Source organism: Rhizobiaceae bacterium (genome assembly GCA_023953845.1).
Lineage (GTDB): Bacteria > Pseudomonadota > Alphaproteobacteria > Rhizobiales > Rhizobiaceae > Arvimicrobium.
Window position 1 is genome coordinate 2,614,793 of record JAMLJC010000001.1, and the last position, 20,326, is coordinate 2,635,118.

At 65.5% G+C, this 20,326-nt stretch carries 17 protein-coding genes; 15 read left to right on the top strand and 2 right to left on the bottom strand.

Annotated features, from left to right (window positions below):
- From M9955_12670 to M9955_12735, 14 genes are all read left to right on the top strand, one after another.
- Positions 1-873 (top strand): ABC transporter ATP-binding protein, encoded by an 873-nt coding sequence (locus M9955_12670; protein ID MCO5082494.1) that lies wholly within the window; start codon positions 1-3, stop codon positions 871-873.
- Complete coding sequence (locus M9955_12675) at positions 870-1,700, top strand: dipeptide ABC transporter ATP-binding protein (GenBank protein MCO5082495.1); 831 nt, start codon at positions 870-872, stop codon at positions 1,698-1,700. Before M9955_12670 ends, M9955_12675 begins: the two co-directional genes overlap by 4 nt.
- Before the next feature lie 155 nt (positions 1,701-1,855).
- The gene (locus M9955_12680; GenBank protein ID MCO5082496.1) at positions 1,856-2,110 is read left to right on the top strand and encodes a GlsB/YeaQ/YmgE family stress response membrane protein; all 255 of its coding nucleotides are present in this window, start codon (positions 1,856-1,858) and stop codon (positions 2,108-2,110) included.
- Positions 2,111-2,298: 188 nt separating this feature from the next.
- Positions 2,299-3,297 (top strand): dihydroxyacetone kinase subunit DhaK, encoded by a 999-nt coding sequence (locus tag M9955_12685; protein MCO5082497.1) that lies wholly within the window; start codon positions 2,299-2,301, stop codon positions 3,295-3,297.
- A 2-nt stretch (positions 3,298-3,299) separates the two neighbouring features.
- Positions 3,300-3,899 (top strand): dihydroxyacetone kinase subunit L, encoded by a 600-nt coding sequence (locus tag M9955_12690; protein ID MCO5082498.1) that lies wholly within the window; start codon positions 3,300-3,302, stop codon positions 3,897-3,899.
- A gap of 159 nt (positions 3,900-4,058) precedes the next feature.
- The gene (locus M9955_12695) at positions 4,059-4,835 is read left to right on the top strand and encodes a glucose 1-dehydrogenase (GenBank protein MCO5082499.1); all 777 of its coding nucleotides are present in this window, start codon (positions 4,059-4,061) and stop codon (positions 4,833-4,835) included.
- Positions 4,836-4,902: 67 nt separating this feature from the next.
- Complete coding sequence (locus M9955_12700) at positions 4,903-6,087, top strand: ABC transporter ATP-binding protein (protein ID MCO5082500.1); 1,185 nt, start codon at positions 4,903-4,905, stop codon at positions 6,085-6,087.
- 2 nt (positions 6,088-6,089) lie between these two features.
- Positions 6,090-7,205, top strand: coding sequence for a PotD/PotF family extracellular solute-binding protein (locus M9955_12705; protein ID MCO5082501.1), 1,116 nt, complete (start codon positions 6,090-6,092; stop codon positions 7,203-7,205).
- A gap of 169 nt (positions 7,206-7,374) precedes the next feature.
- Positions 7,375-8,319 carry an ABC transporter permease gene (locus M9955_12710; protein ID MCO5082502.1) on the top strand — a complete coding sequence of 315 codons (945 nt, stop codon included), beginning with the start codon at positions 7,375-7,377 and terminating at the stop codon, positions 8,317-8,319.
- On the top strand, positions 8,316-9,116 hold the full coding sequence (locus M9955_12715) for an ABC transporter permease (GenBank protein ID MCO5082503.1): 801 nt from the start codon (positions 8,316-8,318) through the stop codon (positions 9,114-9,116). The genes M9955_12710 and M9955_12715 overlap by 4 nt, the downstream gene beginning before the upstream one ends.
- Positions 9,117-9,121: 5 nt before the next feature.
- A complete protein-coding gene (hisD, locus tag M9955_12720; protein ID MCO5082504.1) occupies positions 9,122-10,438 on the top strand; it encodes a histidinol dehydrogenase in 1,317 nt (438 codons plus the stop codon).
- Between the two features lie 9 nt (positions 10,439-10,447).
- Positions 10,448-11,470, top strand: a complete 1,023-nt coding sequence (locus M9955_12725) for an alcohol dehydrogenase catalytic domain-containing protein (GenBank protein MCO5082505.1) — start codon at positions 10,448-10,450, stop codon at positions 11,468-11,470.
- Positions 11,467-12,228, top strand: a complete 762-nt coding sequence (gene hutC / locus M9955_12730; protein MCO5082506.1) for a histidine utilization repressor — start codon at positions 11,467-11,469, stop codon at positions 12,226-12,228. Before M9955_12725 ends, hutC begins: the two co-directional genes overlap by 4 nt.
- A 133-nt stretch (positions 12,229-12,361) precedes the next feature.
- Positions 12,362-13,504, top strand: a complete 1,143-nt coding sequence (locus tag M9955_12735; protein ID MCO5082507.1) for a hypothetical protein — start codon at positions 12,362-12,364, stop codon at positions 13,502-13,504.
- Positions 13,505-13,555: 51 nt separating this feature from the next.
- Here M9955_12735 and M9955_12740 read toward each other — a convergent pair whose 3' ends face one another.
- Together M9955_12740 and M9955_12745 are read right to left on the bottom strand one after the other, a co-directional pair.
- Positions 13,556-14,245, bottom strand: coding sequence for a 4'-phosphopantetheinyl transferase superfamily protein (locus tag M9955_12740; protein MCO5082508.1), 690 nt, complete (start codon positions 14,243-14,245; stop codon positions 13,556-13,558).
- Between the two features lie 27 nt (positions 14,246-14,272).
- Complete coding sequence (locus M9955_12745) at positions 14,273-18,586, bottom strand: HAD-IIIC family phosphatase (protein MCO5082509.1); 4,314 nt, start codon at positions 18,584-18,586, stop codon at positions 14,273-14,275.
- A 386-nt stretch (positions 18,587-18,972) separates the two neighbouring features.
- On the opposite strand from M9955_12745, the gene M9955_12750 reads away from it, so the two are divergent.
- On the top strand, positions 18,973-20,325 hold the full coding sequence (locus M9955_12750) for an efflux RND transporter periplasmic adaptor subunit (GenBank protein ID MCO5082510.1): 1,353 nt from the start codon (positions 18,973-18,975) through the stop codon (positions 20,323-20,325).
- The last annotated feature ends 1 nt before the right edge of the window (position 20,326 follow it).

Sequence of the window (20,326 nt, forward strand, 5' to 3'; positions counted from 1 at the left end):
ATGGCTCTCCTGGAAATCGAAAATCTCGTCGTCGAGTTCCAGACCGCGACCGGCCCCTTCCGCGCGGTCGACGGCGTCTCGCTCAAGGTGCACGAGCGGGAGGTGCTCGCCATCGTCGGCGAATCCGGCTCGGGCAAGTCGGTGTCGATGCTGGCGGTGATGGGCCTTCTGCCCTGGACGGCGAAGGTGACCGCCGACAGGATGAGCTTCAACGGCCGCGACCTCCTGAAGATGCCGCCGGCGGACCGGCGCAGGATCATCGGCAAGGATATCGCCATGATCTTCCAGGAGCCTGTCGCCAGCCTCAATCCGTGTTTCACCGTCGGCTTCCAGATTGAGGAGGTGCTGCGCGTGCATATGGGCATGGACCGCGCCCGGCGTCGCGCCCGCGCCATCGAGCTGTTCACCGCCGTCGGCATTCCGAACCCGGCCGAGCGCCTGTCGTCCTTTCCGCACCAGATGTCCGGCGGCCAGTGCCAGCGCGTCATGATCGCCATCGCGATTGCCTGCAATCCGAAGCTGCTGATAGCCGACGAGCCGACGACCGCGCTCGACGTAACCATCCAGAAGCAGATCCTCGACCTCTTGATGAAATTGCAGACCGAGCACGGCATGGGGCTCATCATGATCACCCACAATATGGGCGTGGTGGCCGAGACTGCCGATCGCGTCATCGTGCAGTACAAGGGGCGCAAGATGGAGGAGGCGGACGTGCTTTCCCTGTTCGAGAACCCGAAGAGCAACTACACTCGCGCGCTGCTCTCGGCGCTTCCCGACAATGCGGTCGGCGACCGCCTGCCGACCATCGATTCCTTCCTGCTCGAAGCCGACGCCGCTGCCGTCGTCACGCCTGCCATGGAGCCGCCGCTATGAGCACGACAGTCCTCGAAGGGAAGAATCTCGTCCGCGACTACCACGTCCCGGGCGGCCTCTTCCGGCCGGCCAAAACGATCCACGCAGTCAAGGGCGTCAGCTTCTCGGTGGAGAAGGGCAGGACGCTGGCCATCGTCGGAGAAAGCGGCTGCGGCAAATCCACGCTCGCCCGCATCATCACGTTGATCGACCCGGCGACCTCCGGCGACCTGTTCATCGACGGCAGGAAGGTCGACATCGCCAGGGACCCGATGACGCCCGAAATGCGTCGCAAGGTGCAGATCGTCTTCCAGAACCCCTACGGCTCGCTCAACCCGCGCCAGAAGATCGGCGACGTTCTGGCCGAGCCGCTCATCATCAACACCGACACCCCCGCCGACGAGCGGCGGGACCGCGCCATGGCCATGCTGAAGAAGGTCGGCCTCCAGGAGGTTCACTTCAACCGCTATCCGCACATGTTCTCCGGCGGCCAGCGCCAGCGCATCGCGATCGCCCGCGCCCTGATGCTCAATCCGAGCCTGCTGGTGCTGGACGAGCCGGTCTCGGCGCTCGACCTCTCCGTGCAGGCGCAGGTGCTGAACCTGCTCGCCGATCTGCAGGACGAGTTCCAGCTTACCTACGTCTTCATCAGCCACGACCTTTCGGTGGTGCGCTACATCGCCGACGAGGTGATGGTGATGTATTTCGGCGAGGCGGTGGAATACGGCTCGCGCGACGCGGTATTTTCCGACCCGCAGCACAGCTATACGAAGACCCTCTTCGCCGCCACCCCCCGCGCCGATGTGGAATCGATCCGCGCGAGGCTTGCCCGCAAACGCGCCGCGTAGAGCCCGAGATTCGACATAAGCAAACAGTAGGAGCAGTTCGGTCGATTCGGTGGAAATCGGGACCGCTCTGGCGTCGGCCGGGCCGGCCCATGGACTCCACGACGTGGTTGTGCCAGCCTCCCCGTCTCCGTTAGAATTGAGGAGGGAACGCGCTCATGGGTATCGAAAGTCTCATCATATTTCTTATCGTCGGCGCTGTGGCGGGCTGGCTCGCGGGCCTGCTGGTCAAGGGCTACGGCTTCGGACTGATCGGCAACATCGTCGTCGGTATCGTGGGCGCCTTCATCGCTGGCTGGCTGTTCCCGGTGATCGGCATTCAGCTTGGCTCGGGAATCGTCGCAGCCATCATCCACTCGACCATCGGCGCGGTGATCCTGCTGGTGCTGCTGAGGGTGGTGAAGCAGGCCTGACCCGCACGGGACCGTTCTCGGCGTCGCGAGGGGCATTGCCGGCGAAGCCGCGAAGAATTGTTAGCCCGCGCTTGGGAGACATCCGTCTCTGCCGAGACGCTATCCACAAATCGCTGTCGTCGCTATAGGCTGCGACCCCTTGGAACGGTGCGGCGGGAGTTTTGGCGCCGGAGCTTCTGGAGGACCATGTGAAAAAGATACTTAACGACCCCTACGCCTATGCCGAGGAGACGTTGCAAGGGCTCTGCCGCGCCTATCCGCAATATTACCGGCTGGCGCCGGACACGACGCGCGTCATCACGCGCCCCGACGGCCCGGTCCAGGGCAAGGTGGGCATTGTTTCCGGCGGCGGCTCGGGACATTTGCCCATCTTCACCGGCTATGTCGGGCCGGGCTTCCTCGACGCGGTCGCCTGCGGTGACGTCTTCGCTTCGCCCTCCGCCGACGAGATGGCGACGGCCATGCGCTCAGCCAATGGAGGCGCAGGCGTGCTGCGTCTCTACGGCAATTATGGCGGCGACATCATGAATTTCGACATGGCCGGCGATTTCGTCGAGATGGACGGCATCGAGGCCACCACCGTGCTGCTTGCGGACGATGTCGCCAGCGCTTCGCTCGCCGAGCGTGAGAAGCGTCGCGGGGTTGCCGGCATGGTGCTCACCTTCAAGATCGCCGGCGCGGCCGCCGATGCCGGGCTCGACCTTTCAGGCGTCACGTCGGTCGCGCAGAAGGCCGCCGACGGCTGCCGCACAATGGGCGTCGCGCTTTCGTCCTGCACCGTGCCGCAGGCGGGCAAGCCGACCTTCAGCATCGGCGACGACGAAATGGAGATCGGCATGGGCATCCATGGCGAGCCGGGCGTGAAGCGTGGCAAGCTGCGTCCCGCCAACGAGATCGCCGATGCGCTGCTCGATCCCATCCTGGCCGACCTGTCCCTGCCGCGCGGCGAGCGCGTCACGGTGCTGGTGAACAGCCTCGGCGCGACGCCGGTCGAGGAACTCTTCATTCTCTTCAACCGCGTCGCGGACCGGCTGGAGGATGCTGGCATCTCCATCGCCCATCCGCTGGTCGGCCGCTATGCCACGTCGATGGAGATGGCGGGCGCCTCGCTCACGCTGCTGCCGCTCGACGGCGAGCTGGAAAAATACCTGACCGCGCCGGCGGCCTGCGCCTTCTGGAAGGTCTGACAATGGCGATGACGACGGCGTCGCTGCGCCATGCCATCGGGCGCAATCTGGCGGCACTGGAAACGGAAGCCGAGCATCTGACCAGCCTCGACGGCCAGATCGGCGATGGCGACCTTGGCATCACGCTGTTGAAGGCGTTCCGCGAGCTGGACCGCATCAAGGATACGCTGCCCGAGGACATCGGCGCGGCGTTGATGCAATGCGCCGGAGCGGTATCGCGTGTGTCGAGTTCGAGCTTCGGCACGCTGCTGGCCACCTGCCTCATGACGGTGGCGAAGCAGACCAAGGGACATACGTCTGCTCCCTGGTCGGATGTGCCGGACTTTCTCGAGAAATCCGTGAACGCCATGATGCTGCGCGGCAAGGCCAACCTCGGCGACAAGACGGTGATGGATGCTGTCATCGCTGCCTCGAAATCCGCGGCCGGCGGGGACGATCCCGCCGAACTGCTCGCCGCGGCGAAAGCCGGTGTCGATGCCGCGATGGTCGAGTTCCGCGACAAGCCGAACAGGATCGGCCGTGCCCGCATCTTCGCCGAGCGGACCGTCGGCATGGACGATCCCGGCATGGTCGCCTTCAAGGTGATGGTCGACGCGCTCTGAGGCTGTTGCCCCTTCGTTCCGCTGCCCCTGGAGCATTTCCAGCAAAAGTGTGAAACGGTTTTGTGTCCGGAAATGCGGTTAAAACAAAGAGATAGAGCGGTTCCGCCGATTCCGTAAAAACCGGAGCCGCTCTGGGAAAGCGGCAGTATGGAGGGAAAGATGGTTCAGCAACCCGGTGGCATCTTTGATCTGACCGGCCGCAAGGCGCTCGTCACCGGCGCCAGCCGTGGCATCGGGCAGGCGCTCGCCGAGGCGCTTGCTTCCGCCGGCGCGGAGGTGGCGCTGACGGCGCGTGATGTCGCATCCCTCGAAGAAACGGTGTCCCGCATCGAAGCGTCTGGCGGCAAGGCGTTCGCCCATGCGCTCGACGTTCGCGACAGCACGGCCTGCGGCAAGACGATCGAGGCGGCGGCGGCGGAAATGGGCGGCCTCGACATCCTCGTCAACAATGCCGGCTACGAGGAGGTCCGCCCGTCGCTGGAGGTGGACGAGGCGCTCTGGGAGCGCATCGTCGACACCAATCTGAAGGGCGCTTTCTTCTGCGCGCAGGCCGCCGCCCGCGTGATGGCGAAAGGGGGCCGGGGCTCCATCGTCAATCTCTGCTCGCTGACCTCCTATGTCGGCATCCCGACCGCCGTTCCATACGGCTCGTCCAAGACCGGCCTGCTCGGCATGACCCGCGCGCTCGCCGCCGAATGGGCGCCGCTCGGCATCCGCGTCAACGCCATTGCGCCCGGCTACTTCCGCACCGCCATGACCGAGGGCTTCTATGCCGACGCCGGCTGGGAGCAGGCGATGCTCGGCAAGATCCCGCAAAAGCGCTTCGGCAGGATGGACGATCTGGCAGGGCCGGTGCTGTTTCTCGCCAGCGACGCTTCGGCGTATGTTACAGGCCATTGCATTCCGGTCGATGGCGGCATCCTCGCATCGATTTGAATACCGCAGCCGGGTTGTCACCTCAACTTGTACATGCTTGTATATACGAGTTTAGCGATCTGTGTTCATGCCCGCCACCGCCAGAGCATCATCGTCTGACCGACAAGAGGGACCGGAAGGCACGCCGGCCGTCTCGGTGCGCGATGTCAGCATGGTGTATGACGGCTTTCATGCCGTCCGCGACGCCTCTTTCGATCTGCCCAGGGGCCGCTTCCTCACCATCCTCGGGCCGTCCGGCTCCGGCAAGACCACTCTCCTGCGCCTGATCGCCGGCTTCCTGCGGCCGACGCGCGGAGAGATCTTCATCGGCGGCGAGGCGGTGAGCGCGGTGCCGGCGCACAGGCGCTCGATCGGCATGGTGTTCCAGCGTCTTGCGCTGTTCCCGCATATGACGGCGGCGGAGAATGTCGCCTTTCCGCTGAAGATGCGCCGCGCCGATGCCCGCACCATACCGGATCGGGTCGCGCATTATCTGGACCTCGTGAAGCTAGGCGGTCTTGGCGGCCGTCGTCCGCACGAACTGTCCGGCGGCCAGCAGCAGCGCGTGGCGATCGCACGCGCGCTGGTGTTCGAGCCCGACCTCCTGCTTCTCGACGAGCCGCTGGCCGCGCTCGACCGCAAGCTGCGCGAGGAGATGCAGCTCGAATTCCGCCGTATCCAGCGCGAACTGGGCGTGACCACCATCAACGTCACGCACGATCAGCGCGAAGCGCTCGTCGTCTCGGACGAGGTGATCGTCATGGATGGCGGCGAGATCCGCCAGAACGCCTCGCCCGTCGACACCTATCGCAGCCCGGCGACCGCCTTCGTCGCGAACTTCATCGGCGTCACCAACTTCATCGCCGGCAAGGTTCGCTCGGCCGATGGACAGCGCGTGGTCCTGGAGCGGGATGGCCGTGAAATCCGGGGCTGTGCCGCGCAGGTCGGCGACCTTTCCGTAGGCGGCACGGCCTATGGCGCGATCCGCGCCGAGCAGGTCAGGATCGCCGCCGCCGGCGCGCCGCTTGCAGGCCTCGACACCATTGTCGATGGCGCCGTCGCCGACGTCATTTTCGAAGGCGACCGCGTCGTCTACGAGATTGCCGCGCCGGCCGCCGGCGAAACGATGCTGCGCGTTTTCGATCACGATCCTGCCGGCCACAATCAGTTCGAGCCGGGCAGCAGCGTGCAGCTCGGCTGGAATGAAAGCGATGTTCTTGTGTTCAGTGCCATACCGGACGGCATCAGGATCCGGGCAACCAGAGGAGAATGACAATGAGTGAGGCGAAGTTTCCATCGATCATCATGCGCCGTCGCAGCTTCCTGCAGGGCGCGGCCGCCATTGGCGGCGCAGCCGGCCTGTCGACGCTCGGCATGTCCCGCGCCTTCGCGCAGGAGCCTGCCAAACCCGCCGAGATCATCGTGCGCGCCTGGGGCGGCAGCTGGGTGGACAGCCTGAAGGCCGGTGTGTCGGATACGTTCACTGCCAAGACCGGCATCGCGGTGCGTCACGACCTGACCGAGGACAACGAGATCCAGCCCAAGGTGTGGGCCGCCGTGGCGCAGGGCCGCGTGCCGCCGATCCACATCAACTGGGACACCACGACCAACGCCACCAAGTCGGCGCTGCGCGGCGTCACCGAGGACCTGTCGGACCTGTCGAACCTCAAGGACACCACCGATCTCGCCAAGCCGGTCGGGCTCGACGGCTATCCGATCGTCAACACCTACGGTTACGTCTACGTGTTGGCCTATCGCCCGGAGGCGTTCCCGAACGGTGCGCCGACATCGTGGAAGGATCTGCTCGATCCGAAATACAAGGGGCGGCTCGCCTTCTACAATGACGGCATCGGCTTCCACTTCCCGGCGCAGGTGGCCGGCGGCGGCAAGCTTGAGGACATTCCGGGCAACATGCAGCCGGCCTGGGATTTCATCGCCAAGATGAAGGAGCAGCAGCCGCTGCTCGGCGAGGACCCGGATTTCACCACCTGGTTCCAGAAGGGCGAGATCGACGCCGCCTGCACCATTTCGACCAACGCCCGCGAAGCCAAGAAGAACGGCATCGACATCAAGTGGGTGGTGCCGGAAGAGGGCTGCAAGTTCGACACGGACGGCCTCTGGATTCCGAAGGGTTTGCCGGAAAACGAGCTCTACTGGGCCAAGGAATACATCAATCACGCCCTGACCAGGGAGGCCCAGCAGGTCTGGCTCGACGGTCTTGGCCTTCCGGGCGTCGTGCCGGGCGTCAACCCGCCGGCCGATCTCGTCGGCGATCCCTCCTATCCGACCAAGGAAGAGGACTTCAAGCACCTGATCCGCATCTCCTCGAAGGTGCAGGTGGAGAACGAGAGCGAGTGGTTCTCGAAGTTCAAGTCGATCATGCAGGGGTGAGGAGCGGTCGGCCGGAGGCCGATCGATCGACAACGATTTGTCGATCGAAGCGACGAACGCCCGGAGCGATAGCGAAGGGCAGGGCGGTCGGCTCACTTTGCCGTAACAGCGAAGTGAGCCGTCGCAAGCGCTGAGCACCGGTTGTTGGAATGGTCGGACCTGCAGATTGATGCGCACATCCCGAACCGCCTATCCACTGAGCTGGCGCGTCATGGATGCGGCCGAAGCGGTCGCGGCCGCGCTGTGGCCGGCGCGGTTCGGGCCGGCCATTCCGTATCTGCTGCTTGCGCCGGCCATCCTGCTCGTCGGCCTGCTCGTGCTGGGGCTGGTCCAGATCGGCGATTCGAGCCTGCGGACGCTGGATACCTCCACCTTCCTGCAGTCGGATTACTGGACGCTCGCCAACTACCGGAAGGCGCTGACGGAATCGCTCTTCCGCACCGTCGCAACGCGCAGCCTGATCGGAGCGCTGATCGTGACGGCCGTGACGCTGATGCTGGCCTTCCCTTATGCCTATCTGATGGTCCGCACGCCGTCCGCCGTGCTGCGCAAGGTGCTGCTCATCGCGCTGTTCCTGCCCTTCTTCATTGGCCAGGTGGTGCGCGCCTATGGCTGGCTCATCATCCTCGGCAATCAGGGCATGGTGAACGAGGCGCTCGGCCTCGTCGGCGTGCCGCCCATGCGGCTTCTCTACAACTACTCGGCTGTGCTGTTCGGCCTCGTGCAATACATGCTGCCCTTCGCCGTGCTGATGCTGGCGCCGGCCATGACCGCCATTCCCGAAGAGCTGGAATCGGCCGCGCAATCGCTCGGCGCGAACTGGATCCGCACCTTCCGCCATGTCGTGCTGCCGCTGGCCCGTCCGGGCCTCGTCGGCGCGGGGCTGGTGGTGCTGACGCTGTCGCTCACCGATTTCGCGATGCCGGCCATCCTCGGCGGCGGCTCGCAGGATTTCATCGCCAACGCCATATACGACCAGTTCTTCCGAACCTCGGATCAGGGCCTCGGCTCGACGCTCGCTTTGCTGCTCGTCGCTGTCGGCTCGCTGCTCGTCGGCATCGTCTTCACGCTGTTCGGCGCCGGCACGCTGGCGATGGGGAGGGCGCGCCGATGACCGCGCCGCTCTCCAAGACCATTTTCCTCTGGACGGTCGTCGTCTGCGTGCTGGTCATCCTGTCCGCGCCGACCGTCGTCGTGCTCGGCGCCTCCTTCACCGCCGGCAACATCATCGCCTTCCCGCCGGAAGGGCTTTCCCTGCAATGGTATTCCAAGATCGCCGGCGCGCGCGACCTCTGGAGCGCCTTTCTGCGCTCGCTCTATGTCGCCACGGTCTGCACGATCATCGCCGTCCCGGTCGGCACGCTCGCCGGCATCGCGCTGGCGAAATATGCGGTGCGCTTCGAGAAGACGATCCAGATCTACCTGCTTCTGCCCTTCACCATTCCGCTGATCGGCTCGGGTATCGGCCTGATGCTGATCTTCGGCGAGGCGCGGCTTCTCGGCCAGCTCTGGCCGGTCGGCGTCGCCTGCTGCGTCATCAACCTGCCTTTCATGATCTGGGCTGTCATGGCGAGCGCGTCCGGCCTTGATTCCGATCTCGAACTCGCCGCCGCCAATTGCGGCGCGCCGCCGCTCTCGACCTTCCTGCATGTGACGCTGCCGGCGGTGGTGCCCGGCGTCATCAGCGGCGCGCTTTTGATGTTCATCCTCGCGCTGAACGAGTTCCTGGTCAGCCTGTTGCTGGTCGATGCGCGCATCGTCACCCTGCCGGTCCAGATCTACAATTCGATCCGCTCCATCATCACGCCCGACCTCGCGGCCATCTCGGTGGTCTTCATCGCAAGCGCGGCCATCGCCGTGCTGCTGCTCGACCGGCTGGTCGGCCTCGAAATTTTTCTCAAGTCGAAGTGATCCCGATGTCTGAAGTCTCCTTCCACGAACTCGCGAAACTCGATGATGCGGCCCGCGCGGCGCTCCTGCGCCGTTCCGAGACGGATCTGTCGTCCTTCACGGAAAAGGTTGTTCCGATCGTCGAGGCGGTGCGCAACGAGGGTGATGCCGCGCTGCTGCGTTTCGGCCGCGATCTCGACAGGGCCGACCTGAAGGAAGGCAGCCTGAAGGCGACCGAAGCAGAGTTCGACCGCGCCTTCGATCTGGTCGACAGGGAGGTAGTGGAGGCGATCCGCTTCGGCATCGAGAACATCCGCCATTTCCACGAGGAGCAGAAGCCGGAAGCCATGTGGCTGAAGGAGATGCGCCCCGGCGCCTTCGCCGGCGACCGCTTCACGCCGATAAAATCGGTGGCGCTGTACATCCCGCGCGGCAAGGGCGCGTTTCCGTCCGTGACCATGATGACCGCCGTGCCGGCCGTCGTCGCGGGCGTGCCGGACCTTGCCATCCTGACCCCGCCGGCGCCGGACGGCTCGGTCGATGCGGCGACGCTGGTGGCGGCCCGCATCGCCGGTGTCGAGACGGTCTACAAGGTCGGTGGCGCGCAGGCCGTCGCGGCTGCCGCCTACGGCACGGAAACGGTGAAGAAGGCGCTGAAGATCGTCGGCCCCGGCAGCCCGTGGGTCGTCGCGGCCAAGCGGCTGCTTGCCGGCGTCATCGATCCCGGCCTGCCCGCCGGCCCGTCGGAGGCCGTCATCTTCGCCGACGACACGGTGAAGGGCGGGCTGGCCGCGCTCGATCTCCTGATCGAGGCCGAGCATGGGCCGGATTCCTCCGCCTATCTCGTCACCCACAGCCGCCGCGTCGCCGGGGAGGCGCTGGCCGCCCTGCCGGAGCACTGGTCGCGCATGACCGAGCAGCGCGTCGCCTTCTCGCGCGCCGTGCTGACCGGCAGCTATGGCGGCATCGTGCTGACGGGTTCGGTTGAAGAGAGCTATGCCTTCGTCAACGATTACGCGCCGGAGCATCTGGAAATCCTCTCCACCGATCCGTTCGCGCATCTCGGTCGCATCACCGAGGCGGCCGAGATCCTGCTCGGGCCGCACACGCCGGTGTCGATCGCCAATTTCGGCCTTGGTCCGAACGCCGTCCTGCCGACCAGCCGCTGGGCGCGCACCTGGGGGCCGCTTTCGGTAACGGATTTCGTCAAGCGCGCCTCCATCGGCTACGTGACGCAATCGGCCTATCCGGAATTCGCGAAGCATGCCTGGACGCTGGCGCGCTACGAGGGCTTTTCCTCGCACGAACATGCCGTATCCGACGTGCGCAAGGCCTGGCTCTGAGCCGGCGCGATGAAGGCGGCGAGGCTCTACGCGGTGGGTGATCTCAGGGTCGAGGACATCGATCCGCCCGGCCCGCCCGTGCCCGGCTGGGTCGGCCTCAGCGTCACCGCCGCTGGCATCTGCGGTTCCGACCTGCACAATTTCCGCACCGGCCAGTGGATCAGCCGTTCGCCCTCCGTCGCCGGGCATGAATTCGCGGGTATCGTCACGGAGATCGGCGACGGCGTGGAAGGCTTCGCCGTCGGCGACGCGGTGGTGGCGGATTCGCGCTTCTGGTGCGGCGAATGCGCCAATTGCCGTGCGGACCGGCCGAACATCTGCGAAAAGCTCGGCTTCGTCGGCGAGGTCTGCGACGGCGGCTTTGCCGAGCGCACCGTGCTGCCGGCGCGGCTGCTCGTCAGGCACGAGCCGTCGCTCGATCCCGCCATCGCCGCGATGGCAGAACCTCTGGCGGTCGCGCTCCACGCTGTCCGCAAGCTCGCAGCACCGGCCGGCGAGCCGATCCTCGTCGTCGGATGCGGGCCGATCGGCGGCCTGGCGGCGCTGCTTCTGTCGCACCGGCATGACGGCCCGCTTTTGGTGGCGGACCGCAACGCCGCCCGCGCGTCTCTTGTCGCGGACGTTTCGGGTGCATCGAGCGTCGATCTCGGCCCGGATTGCGTCGCGGCTGTGCTCGGCGGCAGGCCGCTGCGCTACGCCCTCGATGCGACCGGCGCGGGAGCCGTGGTCAAGGCCGCTCTCGGCCTGATGGCCGGCGGCAGCTTGCTGGCGTTGGTCGGCATCAGCCATGCCCCGCTCGATCTCGATCTCAACATCCTTGTCGAGCGCGAGATTTCGCTCGTCGGCTGCCACGCCTTCATCGATGAGCTGCCGGAAGCGGTCGCCATGCTGCCCGGCCTCGCGCCGCAACTGCAAAGGCTGATCGAAGCCGAAATCGCCATCGACGACATACCCGCCGCCTATGCCCGCCTTCTCGACGGAAAGGCGGAGGGTCTCAAGACCATCATACGCGTCCCGAGGCCGGCTTCATGAGCGGCGCGGACCGCCAGAACGGCCGGCCCGCTCCGCTGCCCAGCTCGGCCGGGCCGCTCTACGAGAAGGTCAAGGATTACGTCCTCGACAATATCAGCAGCGGCAAATGGGACCGTGAGCGCAAGCTTCCCTCGGAGAACGAACTCGTCGCCTCCCTCGGTGTGTCCCGCATGACCGTGAACCGCGCCTTGCGGGAACTGACGTCGGAGGGGCACCTGTTGCGAATCCAGGGCGTCGGCACCTTCGTCGCCCCGCCGCGCCCGCAATCGACGCTGATCGAGATCAACAACATCGCGACCGAGATCAGGGGGCGCGGCTCGCGCTATGCCGCCCGCGTCATCGTGCTGGAAACGATCACGCCGTCCGCCGAGCTCGTCGCCGCCTTCGAGTTCGCCGGCATCCAGCCGGTCGGCCATTCGATCATCGTGCATCACGAGAACGACGTGCCGGTGCAGCTGGAGGAACGTTTCGTCAATTCCACGCTGGTCCCCGACTACGACAAGCAGGACTTCGAGGCGGTCACCACCTATGACTATCTGCAGAAGAGCACGCCGTTGACCGAGATCGAGCATGTCATCTCGGCCGTCGCCGTGGACCCGCAGACGGCAGGCCTGCTGCATCTCGATCCCGGCGAGCCCTGCCTCCATCTCTATCGCCGCACCTGGACCGGCAGCGCGGTGGCGACCGTGAACCGCCTCATCTACGCCGGCAGCCGCTATTCGCTCGGCAGCCGCTACGCGCCGGCTACCACCGGTTGAACGCGCACGGCGCGTTGCAGGAAGGATACCATCCGCCGGTTCGACGCACCGTAAAGTGAATTTGAGTGTCAATTGTACTTGATGGCGCGCGGTCAGTGCTGCAATGGTCGCCGCACACGAGGAGAATTGAATCATGGCGATAGTACGCGCCCATGTCGGGCTGGATTTCCTGGGTGGCATCCAGTTGGGTTCCAATGTCAGCATACAGTCCGCGACGACGACTGAGCTTGCGGTGAGCGATGGAACGTCCGTCATCAGGATAACGGGAACTGGCTTCGCATTTAGCGCTTCCGGCGTCACCGGCGGTACGGTGAAGGGGTTGAGCATCGCCAGCAGCGGTACGCCGATCCTTGACGTTACCGGACTGAGCGTACCGCTCAAGGATGCGGCCGCCTTTCTCATGGCCGGAAACGGCGAGGGCTTGCTCGCCGCGATGTTCGGTGGCGCCGACGAGGTTTTCGGTTCCAACGAGGACGACATCCTGGCGTCCTTCGGCGGCGATGATCTTTTCCGTCCCGGCAAGGGCGACGACACCTTCGATGGCGGTGGCGGCACCGATACGGTGGTGTTGACGGGCTCCCTGCTCGATTACGACATCACCCTGCTGGCCACCGGCGGCATCGAGATCGTCAACACCGTCGATCCGTCCGAGGGCAAGAAGCTGCTCACCAATGTCGAGGTCGTCCGGTTCGGCGACGCCTCCGAATACGATCTGGCGGCGCTCGCCGCCGAAGGCTGGCAGAAGCATGTCGCGGACGTGGAACTGGTCGCCTCGACCTACCAGTTCTTCACCGACCGCGTTCCGACCGCGGGCGGCTTCGGGTATCTGATCGATTCCGCCCAGAATCCGAACGATCTCAACGATCCCTATTACGAGCAGTTCAACCGAGAGAACCGCTACATCAACTTCGCCAGCAATCTCGGCACGGAAGGCGAGGGCGCTGCGGCATTCGACGCGAAGTTCGGCGCGCTGGATTTCGAGGCCACGGTCAAGGCGGCCTATCTCGAAATCATGGGCAAGGCGCTCACCGGCGGCGCGCTTAACTTCTTCCTCAATGCCGAGGGCTTCTACGAGGCGGTGGCGGAACAGCGCGTCGTCCGTCCCGGCGTCGATCTCGCCGAGGCGACAAAGATCGTGGCCATCGGCTCGATCCTCAACGAGGCGCTGAAGGGTGGAACCGGCGTCTATGCCGAGGCGGTCGCGGATCTCGTTTTCGACGTGCGGCCCGACGGTCAGTCGACGCTTCTGGGCGAGGATCTCTTCGCAATCGCCTGACGGGCGTTACCCGGGGCTGGCCGCGCCTTCACGGATGGCGCGGTCCGCATCTCAGGGGATGAATTCGAGCACTTCGACCCGTTCGACCGGGCGCGACAGCGCCAGGGCCGTTATATGATCTTTGCCGATATCGACGGTGCGGAGAAACCAGTCGCGGGTAATGCCGTCGTGGCTTCGATGCGGAATCGGCACGCTTTCCGGGCATGACATCGGCACCGGCGTCCCCAGCGCCTCCGCGATGCCGTCGCCGGCGGCTTTCGCTATCGCTTCCTTCCGCGTCCATGCCGTGAGGAATGCGGCCAGTCCATCGTCATGCGGTGCCGCCGCGATCGCCGCCGCCTCGGCGGCGGGAAAGAAGCGCACCGCAAGGTCGAGGAAATCCACCTTCTGATGGGCGACCTCGACATCGATCCCGATTTCGAGATCGCGACCAACCGCGACCAGCGACAGATCGATGGCGTGCGAGATGCTGAAGGCCGTTGCCGGACGGCCTCTCTGCGACGGCTTGCCTTCGGCTGAATACACGAACTCCAGTTCTTTGGCCTTGCCGCCCGTGCGTGCCGCAAGGATGCGCCTCAGCGCGCGCCGTGTCGCGATGAAAGCATCGCGCCGGCCCGGCAGTGCAAACCGGCGCGCCCGCGCCGCCTCGTCTGCCGACAGCCCATCCTCATCGTCCGGCAACCCCGATGGATGGCGAACGATCCAGACGGAGACGCTGTCAGCATTGGACCGAGGTTCCATCGCTCCCGGCCCATCGCTCCCGAAGCGTCAGGCCGCGCCGTCGAGACGCGACTCCGCGGACGCCTCTCCGTTCAGCCCGCCGGTTCCGCGCACATACCAGCTCGTGCGCGGCGCTTCGCCGTTGAGAGCCTTGGCCAGATGCCTCGCCACCTTGTTCACGTGCGGCTCGAAGCCCATCAGGAAGTGATTGCACTTGATCCGGATGTTGTAGATGCCGGCCGTGGTATAGGGACCCCAGTTGTAATCCCAGTTCCCCAGTTTCTCGAGCGCGCGGAAATGCAGGATCGGCGCCTTGATGACGCCCGCTCTGTAGCGGCTGAAGATGACAACGCAGTTCGAGAACACCGCCATCTTTCGCTGCATGTCCTCGGGCGTATAGCCCTTCGGCACGACGCCGAAGCGCTGGAAATTCTCCATCACGTCGCTCCAGGTGAGCTGCTCGACCTGCGACCCCGTCGTCTCGACTCCGAAATGGCCGCCCAGCACGCGGATCTGTGCGGTGAGACCGTCAAGCAGAAGGTCGTCCGTCATCTCGAAATCTTCGGCATGCTGACCGCTGAGATCTGGCGCGACGCTGTCCATGAAAGCCAGCACGCCGACTTCCTGCCCCGCTTCCTCGATCTGCCGCGCCATCTCGAAGGCGAGGCCGCCGCCGAAGGACCAGCCGATCAGGTTGTATGGCCCGGAAGGATAGGCCGTGATCATGGCCTTCACATAGACACGCGCCATTTCCTCGACGGACGTGGCGAGCGGTTCGCCCGGCGCCAGCCCGGAAGCCTCGAAACCGTACACCGTCTGCTCCGGCCCCATGGCGTTGGCAAGCCGCATGTAGCCGACGGCGTCGCCATTGCCGGGATGGCAGCAGAAGAGCGGGTTCAGACCGTTGCCGACCTGCAGCGGCACCAGCGGCTGGTATCCCGAACCGCGTGTATCGCTGTCGATCTCGGCTGCGAGCTTCGCCACCGTCGAGGACTCGAACAGCGAACGGACCGGGATCTGGATGCCCAGCCGTTCGCGCAAGCGCGACACGAGCTGAACCGCGAGCAGCGAATGCAGTCCCAGCTCGAAGAAATCGTCATCCGCGCCGATGCGGTCGAGCGCCATCGATTCGCAGAGCAGTTCCGCCAGGGCCTTTTCCGTCGCCGTTTCCGGCTCGCGATAGGCTTTCGGCGCGGCAAGCCGTTCCGCCGCGCCTGTATCGCGCGCGGCTTCCATCACCGCATCGACGCCGGCCAGGGAACCTGCGATCTCCACCCAGCCATCGCCGTTCACATACCGTTCCGGCAGGATGCCCGGCGCTGCCCCGTCCTCCGGCACGTCCGGAAGATCGGCCGTCTCCGGATTGAAGGCGCAGGCTGCTGCCGCTTCCTGCGTCAGGACATGGAGTTCCGCCTGGTCGTCTGCCTCGCGCAGTCCGCCGAGCGTCGCGAGGAACTGCCGCACCGGCAGGTTGCGCTGCGTCACCCGAACCGGGATATCCACGGTCGCGGCGCCGAGTTCGCCTGCGGCTCGGCCCAGCGCCGCGATCATCCCGTGTTCGACGCCGCGCCCCAACACCCGACAGCTCATCAGCAGCGTATCGACCTCGAGACGCAATCCGTCCTTGTGCGCGGCGATGAGGCCGACGATGCCGTAGTCGCCGAACTTGTCCTGCACGGATACGGAAAAGACGGCATTGCCGGATGTCCGCCGCCGGGCGTTGAGGTCGGCGATCGTCAGTTTGCTGCCGTTGATGTTGAACTGGTTGGTGCGTTCGGTGAGCTGCGCCAGACGCGCCAGTTCGGCGTCCGAAGGCTTCTCGATCGCGATCTTCAGTCCAAGGCCTTCGATGAAGCCCTTGAAGTCAGCGGCGGCCTCGCGCGCCTTGCTGCGCTGGGCATTCTGCCTGTAGCTCTCGACGCGCTTCTGGTCCTCTCTGGTCGAGGCGCGGACGTCGAGCGGCCACAGATGGTCGAACCGCACGGTGCCGGGCGGGCAGGGGATCGCCAGCGCTTGCGGGCAATTGGCCTCGATTTCGCCGATCTCGATGGGATTGTCGTCGAGCATCACGAAACTGTCGAGGCCGAGGTTGAGCTCTGCCGCAAGGCTGCGCAGATTGTCCGACTTCGGCTTCCAGTTGATGCGATGCGCGACGATGTGCTCCGCCTTCAGCACCATGTCTGGCCGCCGCTCGAAGACCGCGAGCACGTCCGCCTCGATATTCTTGCTCACCAGACAGATCAGCACGCCGCTCTTCGCGGCTTCCACCAGCCGGCGCTGGAGCGCCAGATGCTCTTCGCCGAGGCGGATGCCCTCGACGCCGTCCTCGCCGACCACGCCGTCCCACAAGGTGTTGTCGCAGTCGGCGGCGATGACCTTGATCGGCGCGCGCAGGAGAAGGTGTAGACGGCGCGCGGCCATTGTCGCCTGCGCGGCGAAAGCGGCTGTGGTGTAGGGCAGGTGGCCGAGCTTGTCGCCGGCCGCGTCATACTCGGTTTCGACCGGATAGAGATCGCGCCATTCCGCATAGGTGACCAGATCGACGCCGCCGACGGACACGAGCCTGTCGCGGAGATGGGCGAGCGCCTCCTGCTGCGCCGCCGCCCGCTCGCCGCCGGCATCCCATTCCGGCGAAGGCGGACAGATCACGACGAGGTGCGGCACGGGCGAGGCGGCAATGGCCTTCGACAGCGCGGCGGCGAGTTCGGACGCGATCTGCATCAGAAAGCGGCGGTCCTCCGCCTCGTCGGTCTCATGGCCGATCTTCACCGGGCGCTCGCGCAGCCAGTCCTCGATGCGCACGAGGACGACGTTCGCGCCCTGCCGGTTGCGACGCGTGGGGCTCGTCGGGTCCATCAGCTCCTGAAAGATCTGGTTGTAGTCGGCGAGGGAGACCTTCGCATCCAGGCCGAGCTTTCCGAGCCAGAATTTCAGCGGCGCAACGATCGGATCGGCGGTAAAGCCGGTGAGAAGCCGGATATGCGCCTTCTCAGTGGAGCGGTCGGGCGCGTTCGCCGGGACGGCGGCGATCGTGTCGCGAGCGCCGAGCGCCGGCACGATGGCTGCCAGCGAAGCGGACGGATCGTCGACGAAGGCCCGCAGGATGCGGCCGAACTCCGCCGCCATCCCTTCAGCCTGCTCCTGCGTCAAATAATTGTGATTGAAGGCGAACTCGAGCGTGAACGGCCTGCCTTCGTTGATCTCGGAAATGTAGATCGCCAGCGGATTGGCGTCCGGGCCGCGGATCGGGATGAAGCGCAGCGCCTCGGAACCGATCTCCACGTGGAAGTCCACGACTTCCAGCGGCATGTAGGAGATCATCACGTCGAACACGTTCTGACGCCGCTTCTGCACCAGACCCACCGCGCGGCAGACGTCGTCTATCGGTGCGCGGTAATGCAGATAGTCGCGTCCCAGCGATTCCGTGATCGCCGACACCAGCGCGGGCACGGACTGCGTCGGCTCCATATCCAAACGGAGCGGCAGCACGCTGCTGAACAGGCCGATCGTCGAGCGCGCGTCTTTCCCGCGCCCCGGCACCGCGACGCCAAGCACGATGTCCCTGCGCCCGCTGACGGAAGCGAGAAGCATCGCGACAAGCGCCGAAAGCGTGTTGCCAACCCGCAGCTTCGTTTCGGCGCAATGCTGAAGCAGGCGCTTGTAGTCGCCCGCATCCGCCTCCAGCGTCACGACGCCGGGACGCCCGTCCGCGGAGAAGGAGTCCGTACGCGGCGCGAACAGCGCCTCCGGCAGATCGGCCAGACGCTGCTTCCAGTAGTCGATGTCGCGCCGGAAGCGCGGCGAATCGCAATAGGCGGCGTCTTCCGCGCGGAACGGAAGGTACGAACTCGCTGGCCGCGCCAGGCCGCTCGCCGTTTCCAGCGTGTCGTAGGTTTCGGCGATGTCCTTGAGCAGGTGCGACAGCCCGATCGCGTCGAGGATGATATGGTGCATCCGGACGACGAAGTAGGAACGCTGCGCGCCGGTTCTGAGGATCAGGATCTGGAACAGCGGGCTGCGATCCAGCGAGAACGGCTGCGTGAAGAGGTTCCGGATGAAGGCGAGGGCGGCCTTGTCCGGGTTTTTCTCCCTCGACAGATCGACCGCCTCCACCGGCGCTTGTATCGCCGGCTCGATGCGCTGGCGCGGATGCCGGGCGTCGATGCGCAGCCTCAGGCCGTCGTGACGCTCCGTGACGTCGCGCACCGCGGCGCGCAGCCGCTCGATATCGATCGCCTGCCTGACCTCGGCATAGACCCCGGCCTGGAAATTGGTGACGCTGCCGCTCGTCTGAAGGTCGAGCCAGATCGAGCGCTGGCGGGTGGTGAGATCGAACCAGTCGAGATAGGTCGTATCGTGCATCTCAGCGCCCCCGGTCTAGGTCGTGCGCTCGATGCGATGGCAACTCACCGCCAGCGCACCGCACCCGCACCCGCCGCATTCGCCTTCAGCCGGGACACCGGTCCCGAAATGCTGTATTCCCATACCTGCCCTCTAGCCCCGCATAGCCGAGTTTTCGACGTGTCGAATCGAATGGTTTGTGTTTTACTTTACACTGCCACCGATGGTCGATCCGAGGCCCACATATGGACAATCTTCTCGCGCATCGGTAACGCGAGTTTGACACTAGGAGATTTGTCTGTGGTGGAACCTGTACGTCAACCGCGTATAGGCTCCCGGTGTGCGGCGAGCAAGGCAAAATGATGCTCTCGCGGCCAATTACTCTTGACGATCAGTTGAACGCGCCAGTGGATATTGAACCAAACCGAACAGAACGGCTCCTGCCGCTCGAGGACGGCGCGACGCGCCGGCTTGAGCCGGACGTGCCTCAGCCGCCCGCCGGAGGAGGTGTTTCGGACGTCCGCCGCAGGCGGCGGCTGGTCTATCTGCTCGCCTTCTGTGTCGCCGCGCTGCTGTTCAGCGCGACCGTGCCCGATCCGGGCGCGAAGGTGGACGGGCGCGGCGATCGCGTCGCCAGCGCGACCGGCAAGGTCGAGACGGCTCCGTCCGAAAACGCGCCGGCCGCGATGCCGCCTGCGGCGGATCAGGGCATTCCCGTGACGGTGGCGCAGGTTAGCCGGCAGGATGTGGCAATCTATCGCACCGGTCTCGGTTCGGTTCAGGCTTTCAACACCGTCGCCGTGACCTCGCGGGTCGACGGGCAGCTGGAGTCCATCGCATTCGAGGAGGGGCAGGAGGTCAGGACGGGCGACATTCTGGCGAAGATCGACGACCGACTCTATCAGGCGGTCGTGCGGCAGAAGGAGGCTCAGCTGCGCGCCGCCACCGCGCTGGTGAACAGTTCCAGAACCGATCTGGAACGCATGGCGACGCTTCTCAACAAGGATGTAGGGTCACGACAGGCTTACGAAGCGCAGCTTGCGCTGGTGGAGCAGAACGAGGCCCAGAAGGACGCCGCCGCCGCCGATCTCGAAAATGCGAAGCTTCAGGTGGAGTACGCCACCATCCGTTCGCCGATCGACGGCCGCGTGGGCTTCAGGCAGATCGATGTCGGCAACATGATCCGCTCGATCGAGCGCACCGCCATCGCCATCGTCACGCAGGTCGAGCCGATCAACGTCGTTTTCACGCTGCCGCAGGAGGATCTGCTCGCCGTCGGAGCCCAGCTGGCCGACGGCAAGGCGCTGACCGTGACGGCGCTGGCGCGCGACGGCCGGCTCGATCTCGGCAGCGGCACCCTGTCCACCATCGACAATCAGGTCGATGCCGCCACCGGCACCTTCAAGCTGAAGGCCCGCTTCGAGAACGAGCAGAAGACGCTGTGGCCGGGCGAGTTCGTCACCGTCAGGCTGATGGTCGAGCGTCAGGACGATGCGCTCGTCGTCCCCGCCCAGGCGGTTCAACGCAGCCAGAAGGGTGCTTACGTCTATGTCGTATCCGCCGAACACACGGCGGAGATGCGGGAGATCGAGGTCGGGCTGATCCAGGACGGGCTGGCGATCATCAAGGCGGGTCTCCGGGACGGCGAGCAGGTTGTGGTGGACGGCCAGTTCAAGCTGGAGCCGGGAAGCCGCATCGCCATCTCGCCCCCGCCTGCCGCCACCGCGTCGGAAGACGCGGCCGCATTGCCGCCGGGCTGAC

What these genes read in the sequence shown, in the direction of transcription:
- M9955_12670 (MCO5082494.1), top strand. Translation starts at nt 1, where the DNA reads ATGGCTCTCCTGGAAATCGAAAATCTCGTCGTCGAGTTCCAGACCGCG.
- M9955_12745 (MCO5082509.1), bottom strand. Translation starts at nt 18,586, where the DNA reads ATGCACGATACGACCTATCTCGACTGGTTCGATCTCACCACCCGCCAG.
- M9955_12715 (MCO5082503.1), top strand. Translation starts at nt 8,316, where the DNA reads ATGACCGCGCCGCTCTCCAAGACCATTTTCCTCTGGACGGTCGTCGTC.
- M9955_12680 (MCO5082496.1), top strand. Translation starts at nt 1,856, where the DNA reads ATGGGTATCGAAAGTCTCATCATATTTCTTATCGTCGGCGCTGTGGCG.
- M9955_12725 (MCO5082505.1), top strand. Translation starts at nt 10,448, where the DNA reads ATGAAGGCGGCGAGGCTCTACGCGGTGGGTGATCTCAGGGTCGAGGAC.
- M9955_12695 (MCO5082499.1), top strand. Translation starts at nt 4,059, where the DNA reads ATGGTTCAGCAACCCGGTGGCATCTTTGATCTGACCGGCCGCAAGGCG.
- hutC (MCO5082506.1), top strand. Translation starts at nt 11,467, where the DNA reads ATGAGCGGCGCGGACCGCCAGAACGGCCGGCCCGCTCCGCTGCCCAGC.
- M9955_12710 (MCO5082502.1), top strand. Translation starts at nt 7,375, where the DNA reads ATGCGCACATCCCGAACCGCCTATCCACTGAGCTGGCGCGTCATGGAT.
- M9955_12735 (MCO5082507.1), top strand. Translation starts at nt 12,362, where the DNA reads ATGGCGATAGTACGCGCCCATGTCGGGCTGGATTTCCTGGGTGGCATC.
- M9955_12705 (MCO5082501.1), top strand. Translation starts at nt 6,090, where the DNA reads ATGAGTGAGGCGAAGTTTCCATCGATCATCATGCGCCGTCGCAGCTTC.
- M9955_12675 (MCO5082495.1), top strand. Translation starts at nt 870, where the DNA reads ATGAGCACGACAGTCCTCGAAGGGAAGAATCTCGTCCGCGACTACCAC.
- M9955_12740 (MCO5082508.1), bottom strand. Translation starts at nt 14,245, where the DNA reads ATGGAACCTCGGTCCAATGCTGACAGCGTCTCCGTCTGGATCGTTCGC.
- M9955_12690 (MCO5082498.1), top strand. Translation starts at nt 3,300, where the DNA reads ATGGCGATGACGACGGCGTCGCTGCGCCATGCCATCGGGCGCAATCTG.
- M9955_12700 (MCO5082500.1), top strand. Translation starts at nt 4,903, where the DNA reads ATGCCCGCCACCGCCAGAGCATCATCGTCTGACCGACAAGAGGGACCG.
- hisD (MCO5082504.1), top strand. Translation starts at nt 9,122, where the DNA reads ATGTCTGAAGTCTCCTTCCACGAACTCGCGAAACTCGATGATGCGGCC.